Source organism: Labilibaculum manganireducens (genome assembly GCF_002843385.1).
GTDB lineage: Bacteria > Bacteroidota > Bacteroidia > Bacteroidales > Marinifilaceae > Labilibaculum > Labilibaculum manganireducens.
Genome location: NZ_MVDE01000009.1, coordinates 19,518 through 32,144 on the forward strand (window position 1 = coordinate 19,518; position 12,627 = coordinate 32,144).

General features: G+C 38.7%; 6 protein-coding genes. All 6 read right to left on the reverse strand.

The annotated features are described in order from the left end of the window. Positions 1–13: 13 nt before the first annotated feature. Positions 14–2,419 carry a glycoside hydrolase family 127 protein gene (locus BZG01_RS07725; RefSeq protein WP_101309351.1) on the reverse strand — a complete coding sequence of 802 codons (2,406 nt, stop codon included), beginning with the start codon at positions 2,417–2,419 and terminating at the stop codon, positions 14–16. A gap of 38 nt (positions 2,420–2,457) precedes the next feature. Further along, entirely contained in the window at positions 2,458–4,869 is a 2,412-nt protein-coding gene (locus BZG01_RS07730) for a glycoside hydrolase family 127 protein (RefSeq protein WP_101309256.1), read from the reverse strand. Positions 4,870–5,110: 241 nt separating this feature from the next. Beyond that, positions 5,111–7,249 (reverse strand): family 43 glycosylhydrolase, encoded by a 2,139-nt coding sequence (locus BZG01_RS07735; RefSeq protein WP_101309257.1) that lies wholly within the window; start codon positions 7,247–7,249, stop codon positions 5,111–5,113. Positions 7,250–7,366: 117 nt separating this feature from the next. Then, a complete protein-coding gene (locus BZG01_RS07740) occupies positions 7,367–9,376 on the reverse strand; it encodes a DUF4859 domain-containing protein (RefSeq protein ID WP_101309258.1) in 2,010 nt (669 codons plus the stop codon). A 7-nt stretch (positions 9,377–9,383) separates the two neighbouring features. Further along, positions 9,384–10,835 (reverse strand): DUF4859 domain-containing protein, encoded by a 1,452-nt coding sequence (locus BZG01_RS07745; RefSeq protein ID WP_101309259.1) that lies wholly within the window; start codon positions 10,833–10,835, stop codon positions 9,384–9,386. Between the two features lie 108 nt (positions 10,836–10,943). After that, entirely contained in the window at positions 10,944–12,626 is a 1,683-nt protein-coding gene (locus tag BZG01_RS07750) for a RagB/SusD family nutrient uptake outer membrane protein (protein WP_101309260.1), read from the reverse strand. Between the last annotated feature and the right edge of the window lies 1 nt (position 12,627).

Consider the following 12,627-nt stretch of genomic DNA (forward strand, 5'->3'; position numbering starts at 1 on the left):
ATTACAGTCTCAATTATTTTACTTTCCATTCCAAAATACCACCCGACTCGTCTTTTTGCAGTTGAGCCGTAATTCGAAGTGCTTTTGTTTTTACAGGCTTAAAATTCACTGTATTGTATTTATCAAGTTCCACTGTAAAAGCATCGCTTGTTTCAACAGGAACCCATTTCCCCTTGCTGTCTTTGTATAATAATGACCATTTTTCGGGCACCTTATAATTGCCGTCGTAGTGATCCATATTAAGCCAATAAACCGATGACTGAGACAATACAACAGGTTCTTTAAATTCATAATCAACAGTTTCCTCCGATCCTTCTTTCTGCCACCAGTAGAAATATGATTTATCGGTATCACCTGAATTCTTAGGTGTAAACCCATCATTCAAACCCGGAGCCCAATCTGTTGATGAAAATGCCTTGGCCGAATCTGCAGGTGAATAAGCTGGTTTTACGATAACCGATTCTTCAGCGGAAGGCAGCCAAACCAACATATTTGCTGTTCCCCGATTGTTCCATGCATAATATGGAATGGCTTTAAGATTTGCAGGTTCAATTGTTTTTGCATCTCCCGATTGACTTACCCTGCTTGCTTTCATTGTAAGTGTTACCACCCCACCTAAAAGGTTTTCTTCAAATTGAGAACTCACCTTTGCATCCGGCGATACAAACTCATCGAATAAATACGCATTATTGTTGTCTTTATCCTCGAAGCAATACATTATTGGACCACGTTGGTAAGCCAATTTGTTATGATCATTGATCACCTTTTCACTGGCTTTAATTTTGCGCACAGGCATTGGAAATTCAACTTCTATCTGATCTCCCGCATCCCACTTTTCTCTCAAAATGGCATAACCATTCACCATTTCGGGTGATTTCTTCTTTCCATTTACTTTAATGGTATAAGTATCAGTACTATTTTCAACAAAGTGATACAAATCAGATGGTACAGGTTGATTTTGTGCCCATCCCGGAATGCGAATTTTCAGACCAATACGTTCATTTGTCTTTTTATCAACTGAAATTGTAAGCTTACCACTCCAAGGGTATTGTGTTTTTTGTGACAGACTCAGGGTATCCTTTCCTACCGCAATGTCAGCATGACCTTCAGAAAATAAATTTACATACACAGAATGTTCATCAGTAGTATAAACATAACCTGGTATCGAGGCCATAAACCGGGTGATATTGCCCGGACAACAAGCACATCCAAACCAAGGTGCACGATCATGATTATGAACAGATTCAAGAGGATTATCGTAGAAAAATTTATCGCCGCTTAAGGATACACCCGAAATCACTCCGTTGTACAACACACGTTCAAGTACATCGTAGTATTTTGAATTTCCATCATTCAGAAACAAACGGTAGTTCCAGTAAACATTTGATATCGAAGCACAAGTCTCACAATAATCAGTCATGTTAGGCAATTCGTAATTCGGGCCAAAGCCTTCACCTTGAGCACGGGAACCAATTCCACCAGTAATGTATAATTTTTTCGAAACCACATTTTCCCAAACACATTTGGTGGCTTCCATCAATTGCTTATCGTGCATCAAGGAAGCAACATCAGTTACACCTGAGTAGAGATATCCCAAACGAACAGCATGACCAACTGCTTCATCCTGTTCCACAATTGGTTTGTGGTCCTGACTGTATTCGCTCAATTTGTGACCGTCGGTACCCTTACCTGTTTCGTCGATAAAAAATCGTGCCAGTTTAAGGTATTTTTCATCATTTGTAACCCGATATAATTTTACCAAAGCCATCTCCACAATCGGATGCCCTGATGGAACTTTCTTTTGTCCTTCGCCCGGGCCGAAAACCTGATTCACCAAATCAGCATTTTTAATCGCAATAGTAAGTAAGGAACGTTTTCCTGTTGCCTGATAATGAGCAACTGCAGCTTCGTACAAGTGACCACAGTTATAAAGTTCGTGACTGTTTAACCGATCCCAGCGCCCTTTTCCGTACCAGCCTTTTAAACGCTCACATTTGTTGGTTAAGCAAGTGTACAGGTAACCATCCTCTTCTTGTCCTGCTCCAATTAAAGTAATCAGGCTGTCCAAATAATGGTCTAATTTAGCATCGTACTCTACAGCCAGCGTATATGAAGCTCCTTCCAGCACCTTATAAACATCCGTATCATCAAATGGAAAATCACCTTGGTGTTCTCCTTTGATCAAACCTCCGGCAAGAGCAAAATTATCCATTCGCCCGGTCTCTTCACACTTTTTAAATGCTGATGGAATTGACACCGTTCTGTTAATTTCAATTTTAGGAGCCCAAAACTGATCATTTAAATGAACAGAGGTAAAGGGAACCGGATTTAAATGTCCTACAGTTTCATTCTCCTTTTTAGCACAAGAAAATGCAAGAAAACCAAACAATATCAGGAAACTATAATATCTTAATTTCATTATATATCTATATTTAGTATGAAAATTCGGTATCGGAACTATTCCAATTCCCATTCGAAAATTCCTGACGCGTTTTTTTCAGGCAATTTCACTTCAAGTTTTATTGCAGTGGTCTTCACTGCTTTGAATGAAACTTTGCTGGGAACATCTTTTGTTACAGTGTAGGGTTCATTATTCTCAACAGGCATCCACTCACTGTCTTTATTTTTATAGTAGATTTTCCACTCTTTTGGAATACGGCAACCGCCCCAAGGAGCATCATCATACCAATAAACTGTTGAACCACTTACAGTTTCCTCACCGTCAAATTCGTATGAAATCCATTCTGTGGTTCCTTCTTTAGGCCACCAATGGTAATAAGGTACAGCTTGAGCCTTACCATTTTTAGGGATGAGTTGGTCGTTAACCGCACTAATTGCTTTCACCAAATGCGAGGCATTAACTTTACTTTCGGAAGCAAGAGTGGGTTGCTGCATGGGACGACTTGTACTTAAATCGTTGGAAAGCCAGACTGTCATTTCACCGCTTCCACGATGAGCCCAGGCATAGTAAGGAATCATGTTCAATTGAACATCTTTTACTTCGATTTTACCTTGTTTGTTGTAATTAAGTACCTGAGCATCGGTATGAATCATATTGATGCCATAAAGCAAGTCTTGTTTGTTTTCAACAGTAAATACCGGTTTTTGTGGAATAACAGCACTCAATACACTATAATCATTATCAGGCCACTCAGCACAATAAACTACCGGACCGCACTCAATTGCAACTCTGCCCTGATCTGCCTCTACCAATGGATGGGCTTTTACGGTACGCGGTTCCATATCGAAATGAACTTCAACCTTGTCGCCTTTACGCCAAGTACGACAGATGGTGAAATAACCATTTTTAAGTTGACTTGTAACAGACTGCCCGTTTACTTTAACTGAATATGATAATTTTTTGTTATCGGTGAAAGTATATAAATCACTTGGTACTACCTGACCTAACACCCATCCCGGAATACGGATTTTAAGGTTGAAGTTTTGTTTTTTCTTTGGATTTACATCCAGATTAATATCACCAACCCAAGGATAATTGGTTGTTTGTTTCAATACTACCGGTTTTCCATCTACCTTAATTTCCGAATTATTTGACATGAACAGATTTACATACAAATCACTTTTATGCACTGCATAAATATATCCGGGAACAGAAGGAATAAAGCGGCAAATATTTGACGGACAACAGGCACAGCCAAACCATGGCCGGCGTTGGTGCTGACCAATTGATTCAAGAGGATTTGGATAGAAAAATCCATCGCCTTCCAATGAAACACCACTAATCAACCCATTATAAAGAGTGCGTTCCAGTACATCGTAGTATTTTGATTCGCCATGAAGCAGAAATAATCTGTAATTGAGATAAACATTTCCGATGGCAGCACAGGTTTCACAATACGCCGACATATTAGGCAACTGATAATTTTCACCAAAAGCCTCACCATGCCCTGTAGCACCAATACCTCCTGTGATGTATAATTTTTTGCCCACAATGTTTTCCCAAATTCTATCGATGGCGTTTACATAGGTAGTATCACCGGTAAGTGCAGCCACATCGGCCATGCCGGTATACATATAGGCAGCACGAACGGCATGCCCAACAGCTTCGTCCTGTTCCAAAACGGGTTTGTGCGACTGGCTGTATTCACTTTTTATTGTGGTGTAACCACGCTTATCGAGCAGGAACTTTGCAAAGTCCAGATATTTCTGTTCGCCCGTTGCAACATATAGTTTTGATAAAGCCATTTCTGCAATCTGATGACCTGGAACTACTGTTACCTGTCCGGGTTTATCGCCAACTTCCCTTACGGCACAATCGGCATACTTTTTCGCGATATCTAAAAAATTTGTTTTCCCAGTTGCCTGATAATGTGCCAATGCACCCTCAACCATATGTCCCAGATTGTACAACTCATGGCTAAGGTCTTCCTCTTTTTCCCAACGTTTGGTTCCTGCCCATTCATGCGGATGTGCAGGGTTCATTGTCCGGGAAGTGTATAAGTATCCATCTGCCTCCTGCGCAGCGGCCACAATTGTCAGCACACTGTCAATATATTTGTCTAATTTTTTATCCGGAAAAGTCTGCATTGAATAGCTTGCTCCTTCAATGGTTTTATACACATCGGTATCATCAAATGAAAAGCCTTCCACTTTAATCGTATCACTTGGATGTGCTGCCTTAATAAAGTTTTCATATCGACCCGTTTCTTCACACTTACTAAAAGCCAATGGAATAGTCACTTCACGACTTGCTTTCAGTCTTTGTCCCCAAAACGAATCTGTAACTTTTACTGAAGTAAAAGGAACAGGAGAAATGGGATATCCACCTGTTTTATTTTTTTCCTGAGCATTTGCAGCAAAACACAAAATGCAAAGTGCAAGTGTTAAAACTCTTTTAATTGTTGTCATTGTTATATCCTGTTTTTTAATATTACTATTTCAGAAATTAATTACTTTTCAAATGTAAAATTGTATCGAAATGCTCACATTAAGTTGTCGGTTTGTTCAAAATAATAGTACAAATGTTTTTAATTCTTCAATTACATCGATTTATCAAGGCTTTATCCACTCCATTCATAAGAGTAAATATTTTCGCCTTTAATTTTACTGGATTTAACTTATTGCCGAAAAATAAACTGATTAATGAATATTATTTATCCGGAGATGTAATCTTCATTAATTCAATAATTTCCTGCACGGTTAATGCTTTGTTAAAAAGCTGGGAATTTGAAATATAACCTGTATAATTCTCTGCGTATGAACCACTTGCGCCAATCAGAATATCACTGTTTTTAACAAATAGATTAATTGGTTGTTGAGTATTTATAACACCATCAACATATACCGATTCAACCATTCCATCAAAGCTCAGTGCTATGTGATGCCATTTTGATGCTTCGGGGATTTCTTTATAGGCTAAATCAACAGATCCATCTCCATGAGCCACAGCTCCAAAATTACTTTTACCATACATTAATGCTGAATAGGAGCCTTGCAGCATATTTTCACGACTATTCCAGGTTATCAGGCATTCTCCATCTCCAATTTCAGGATTAAACACCCACGAAGATACAGTATACGGTGAGTTCCAGCTTAAACTGTTAGGAGCAGGTTCACTTAATTTAAAAAAGCTTTCTCCATCAAAAGAAATTGCTTTTACATTGTCTATATACTTTATTTCGGGAGCACCTTCTTTCATAAAATATCCCCCTAAACTTCCTGAATTTTTGAAGGAATAATCAAATGAGTCCATTACGAAATTTTCGACGTCAAAATTCATTAATAAATGATCATCCGTTAAAAGATTATCCTTAGAAGTTTTCGACAGCAAGGCCAATTCAGGAATTTCAAATAAATCAGGATAAACTTTTAAATTCCATATTGCAGGAAACAATCCTCCTTTTTCAGCTCCGGTTACTGTCAATTTAACATAGCGGGTATTTGTATTGTTATCATCAATCATTGGTGACCCACTTTGCCTGTTATTTGTTCTGTCTGAAAATAAAAACCAATTAATGCTGTCAGAAGAACATTCAATTCTATACTGATAGTAAAAAGTTGAATACTCAAACTGAGTCATTACTCTGGCAACTTTCACTTTTTTGCCCAAATCAATAACCAATGATTGAGGGTATGTACTTGATGCCGCCTTCCACATCGTTCCGTTATTATTATCTGTGGCATATTCAGGCAGATATTTATAATCAACCGGGCTATTTGTATATTTTGTTGCCGGTGATTCCAAATGATAATAAGATGTAGCTGTTGTTTTGGCTTTAAAGGCCAAATCTTTTTCAGGGATCTGGTTTTTTCTCAAATAACCAATTCCTTTATGCGTTGGAATTACCGGAAGAATAGTACTGTCATTCAGGAAATCAAGTCTATCAGCGCAAACTTGTCTGAACTCACCACCAGTACTATGTGGATTATCATGACGATGATACAGGATATAATAATCACCGCCATCTTTTAAAACCGAATGATGCCCGGGACTATCAATACTTCCGTCCTGATTTGTTTTCAGTATTGGAGAATTATCTCCGTAGTTAAAGGGACCTACCGGAGAATCAGAATAAGAGTAATGAACTGCATAGCTGCTCAACCTGCAATCGCCTGACGAATACATCAGAATATACTTTTCATTGTGTTTTAATAAATAAGCGGCTTCAAATACTTCAGGAATTTGAGTGATTGGAATTGATCCGCTTTCCAATATTGTACAATGATCTTTGGGATCAATTTTAGCCCAGCCAAGTCCACCGAAACTAGAACACCAAGTCCCGAAATAGGAATAGATTGATCCATCATCATCCAAAAAATACTGAGCATCCAAAGCAGGTAACCCCTTAATCGCTGTTCCCACAGGAATAACAGCCTGTCCATTTTTCAGACTTTTCCATGGCCCGATTGGTGAATCAGAAACATAGGCATAAATATTACAGCCATGTTCACAATTCCCCATAAAATAGTAATACTTTCCATCCTTCCCTTTCATCACATCAGGAGCCCAACAATTGGTTAAGCCATCCGGTAACTCAATATCCATTTCGGTGTTGTACCAATTCACAAAATCTTTACTTACCCAAACCTGTGGTTCTCCCGAAGCCAATTTAATTCCATCGGTAGTGGAATACAGATAGAAGGTTTCCCCAAATTTTTTAATGGTTGGATCGGCAAAGTAGCCTGGTAGTAATGGGTTATCTATCCCCTTAATTTTATGTCCTGTTTCCTGTCCATTTAAGCAGAACGGAAATATCAATAGTAAAAGATACAAGCCTTTTTTGAGCATGATAATAAATTTTCATCATAAAAAAATAAATACAAAAGAAATGATAATTCTCTTTTGGAAATAATTAGACAGGCGCAGCCAAATGGCTACGCCTGTCTGTATAGTCTATTATGTATATTACTTAATTGTAATATTCATTACAAAAGTAACCTGATATTGTGTACCATCCTTGGTGTAAATAAGTGCTTCCTTAACAGTATAAGTGTTACCTACTGCACTTTTCCCTGGATATTGTCCGATGTTCAATTCAAAACTACTTGAAGAAAACTCGGAAAATAATTTACTGTCATTCTCACTACCCCAGCCGATTACACCTCCAACACTATCGAACCAAAAACCATATCCGTTAGCTGTGGTCTCGTAATTTAGTGATCCGTCAGACTCAACAGCGGCGAAGGCAATTTTACCCTCCGAAGGCGTTTCTTTCGCGCCAAGCATATTACTTGAAATGGCAGAAGGTTGCATTACAAAAGCCTGAGCCACCTTATTAATATCACCATTAGCATTAAGGTTTACAGTAGCTCCTGAATAATCATCAGCCGCAGCAAATGAAATATCATAGGTTAATGTCAAATCTTCGGGCGCAGCATTTGGATCAATAGTTATATTACCCAAAATATCAGTGTTGGAAAATTTCAACTTATAAGGCCACTGATCATCGTTGCTTTCTTTTTCGTCCCAAGGATGAGCTTCATAAGTAGACGGTGCTCCCAATACTACAAACCATAAATTTACACATCCTTCCGGTACAGTAAATTCAACCGATCCAGCTGTCTTCCTGTTCATTTCTCCATAAACACGCTGACCATTGTCTAGCAGTGCAACGTACCCATAACGCCAACCTGCCCTTGTAAGGGAACTACTATTGTAATTTGTTGCAGTACCCGGATCTCCCGTGGCCAGCGCCGAACCAGGTGTTAAAGCTGTAAAACTTGTCGTAATAACAGTTCCAACAGTAGGTACATTTAATGGAATTACATTGTATCCAGTAGAACTGGGACATTTACTGTATGCCACCTGATAACTTCCATCGGTAAGTTGATAAAACTTATAGGTATGCTTACCAATATAGTTTTCGCCAAGCGAACGAAGAGCATCAAGATCCCAAGTAACAAACTTGGTCGCAGCCTCATACAATTCTGCGTTTAATCCATCCACTGTTAATCCGTTTATACGCATATAAGCTTGAATTGGATCTTCTGGTTCTTTAGCCTCACGCCAAATTTTTCCGATCATGTCTTTCCCATGCTTTTCAGCCCAGTAATAGTGAATAAAATAACTGGCATAACGATAGTTCTCATGCAAAACATGTCGATGATAATTATCACAATACACTGGGTAATGATAGCCCTCAAAAATTTCTTCAGGATAACTTTGCATAGCCTGCCATTGGGCAGTTTGTTCCCAAAAGGCATTGCCTCCATTTCCTCCAAAACCATAACGTAATCCTGCACCATTACCTAGATCACAGAAAACCTGATATTGAAAACTGTGACCAATTTCATGTGCAATTACTGATCCCACCGGATGAACAGTAGCCGGATTTATCCACAATGCACCAATAACATCATCATAACCTGATCCATACGCCATCCATTCGTCTGTATAGAACAGATAAATTTGCATTTTGTAGTCATCAAGATTAGATTTACCTACTCCCACTTCCGCAAACTTTAACGTGTTAATATTTAAATCGTAGAACGATTCGGCTTTCAAAAGTAAATCGTCAATATCTACACGATAAAATTCAGGTACACTACTAGCATTGGGATCAAGCCCAAAATCAGGTTCCCAAAAAACAATAAAATGATCCGATTGCTTACTTCGGACAAACGACCATTTACTATCACCTCGCAACATATCAAGGCTCTTGTGTTCTTCCGGCTTATAAAATCGATCATAATCAGGTACATCTGATTCTGTAAGGATTGTTACGGCAGATGTAGTATCTACCATAGCTGTTGTATCTACAGGAGTAGGTTCCGGACGAGTTTCAGGAATGTCACTTTTACCACATCCACTAGTATAAACAGATGTAACAATAACAAACAAAACAAGTAAAAAGCAATTGTATAAGCCGGAAAAACCCGACTTATACAATTTAAAATAGGATTTATTTTCTTTCATTTCTGAGTTATTCTACGTTGTAAGTGATATTAAGAGTAACAGTCACGCCATTGTAAGCAGCTATCAATTTTGTACTTACAGTATCTCCAGAAACAGCATTATCAGGATGATTACCTCCATATAGATATAGTTCGGTTTCGTTATGTCCAATACTTAAATAAATCAAACCTTCGGCCCATTCACCCGTTGTTCCGTCGGCTTTAATCCAATAACCCGGTACATCTGAAGTGTAAACAGGATCTGTATCACCAACAGAACCCTCATATAATTTCAGATCACCAGAAATAATTGCCTGATAAATCTGATAGGTTGTCTTCTTAAATGCATTACGCAATATTTCTTTAACATCATATTGTATACTTGCATAATCGTCACTGTAAGCTTTACCCAGCTCAACATCCATTACAACGTCTTCCGGATCACCGGCAGGAGCAGTTTCAGGATCCTCATAAGCAATTACATTAACCGTAACATTCAACATCACAATTTTGCTATTGGCAAGCAAGCCGTATTTAATAACAAATGTCTGTCCTGCAGTTAAATGTCCCGGGTATTGTCCAAGACTAATTTTGTCAGCAGAAAAATCGCCATAATCACTATATACACTCGCATTATCACCATATTCTCCTACAAAACCATTCATATCGTACCAAAAACCATTCCCGGTAACAATTTCCTGATTATAAGAACCATCTTCATTGACTCCAACAAAACCAACCTCATCCATTGAACTTACTCCCAGATCAATTAACGCCTGAGTCAGATTAAACTGAAGCGAATCAGGATCATAACTGCTTTTAGGAATAATATTAATAGCAAGATCCTGAGTACTAACCACAGTTGCGCTTAATTGTCCTGGTGCAGCAACATTAATTGTAATAACAACTGCCACACGTTGTTCATTGTACTTTAAACATTCAATAATTTTAATTGTCTGACCATCGGTTAAATGCCCTGGGTATTGCCCCACATTGAAAACACTGGTTTCAGTATCAAATTCAGCAAAAACCATGGCGTTCTCACCCCATTCTGAAAGATCACCATTAGCATCCCACCAATGACCCCAAGGAGCATTTGTATTCGTTATACTTCCAGCATCTGCATGTGTGGTACCTTCAATGGCAAAACCCTTAATTTCCGGAGCTCCGCTTTCACCGTTAATACCAGCAAGAACTTCTTCTTCCGAAATACCAAAAAGTTCAGCAATTTTATCAATTTCGACTGTTGCAGGGGCACCATCATATAATGATTTACTCGTGGTTATTTCTACAGAATATTCAAGTACCAAATCCGCATTGATCTTCTCTTTCTGAGCTTGCAGAATTGAATCCTGACGCGCTATTTCAGCTATTTCATCAGCAGTCATCTCATGTACGCTGCTAAAATCTTCATTATCGGCACAACTAAACAATCCTGCAATCAGCATGGACAGAATAATATATATATGTATTTTTTTCATCTGTGTATAATTTATTTTACGATACTTACTGCCTGTTGCTTAACTCTAAATTCACATAATTTACGGCAAACAACAGGCAACTAAATTCATCACTTTATTCGAAGAACTTTAGTATCCTTCATTTTGAATGAGAGAAATATTCGCATCTATAGCCGATTTAGGAATCGGAAAATAGTTCCAGTGAGTCTCTGAAGTCGCATCTTTACAAAACCACGACTTACCATTAAAGACATTTCTGCCATCTGCCATCTTGAATCGGATAAGATCCTGACGACGATGATGTTCACCTACAAACTCCCAGCCCAGATCATCAAGCAAGCCACCTAACTCAATATCGGCTCCACCTTCGCTTGTTGTTACATAAGTATCCCAGTTAGCAAAACCTTCGCTGGTATATTCGCGATGTCCGTAATCGTAAATACTACCTCCTTTTAATTGAGCAATAGTACGTGTAGCTTTCGCAACCGACTCTAACGAACGCATACGTATATCTGTAATCAAATCCGCTGCAATTTGTTCATCGCGTCCAAGACGCAACAGACATTCTGCTTTTATAAACATTGCATCCGCTAAGCGGAAAAAAGGTACGTCGTCGCCCCCGGTTCCACCGTCGCCAGCCACAATTTCATATTTAACAAAACGGTAACCTTCTTGTTGATAAGCACCAGGGTTATCAATAGAGTGAACTTGCTGAGAATAATTCAAAACGCCCTGACCAGCCCAATCATCAGTGCTGAAAGCAATTGGGTCACCCGATTGAGGTATTGTGTTACCCGATGCATCTTCAGTTGCCTGATATTGTATACCACCAGCCCATGTATAAGCCAAACGATTATCACCGTCTTCGTAACTTTCAATAAATTGAGGAACTGCACAACTACCATTCCAAGGAGAACCATCGAATCCGTATGCCGCAGCACCTGCCCCTACCAAACATTTATTAACTAAGTAATTATGACTCGCATTCTTCTTATCAAGAGGCAGGGCAAAAATTACTTCCGGTGAAGTAGAGATATCCTCTTTAAAATTATCAAGGTAGTTTGTAGCAAGAGAATATCCACCATTACTGATAATATCTTCTACTTCAGTTAGGGCTTTGTCATAATATGTATCATCATTTGTTTCAAAATATACATTGTGATTCAAATACAACTTTGCCAATACCATATCCGCCGCATATCTGTTAGGATAGCCATGTACTTTGGCTGTTCCCAGATCGTCCTTAATGGCCTCCAATTCACTCACACAAAAATCGTAAATAACGTCAGCAGTAACCTGCTCCGGCAAATATCCCGCTTCAAATTCCTGAGTTGTTTCCAAAGGTACATTTCTAAAGGCATCAAGTAATACATAGTAGTTGAGTGCACGTAAAAAACGCATCTGTGCCTGTTCCGAACCTGTATCCGGTAATACATCCAAAGTTTTATTGGCATATCCTATACCAACATAGGCATAATACCACAAACCTTCTGAATGTCCTTGACCCGAATTCCAGCTATGTTTATGCATATTGACGTACAAATCGCCCCAACCAACACCAATACGTTTGGGTGTCATATAAGTATCGCTGCACTCCTCATTGAAGTCAAAATAGCCATTCCATCCCCAATACAAAAATCGAAACTGGGCATAAGCTTCTCCCATCATAGATCCTACGACTTCGGAATCGGTTACATCAACAGTTTCATCAGTAAGTTTATCATAAACACTTTCGTCCAAATCAGTGCATGCTCCTGATATCAATAAAGAGCTTACAGCAAGACTAATAAATATATATTTAATGAGTTTCATA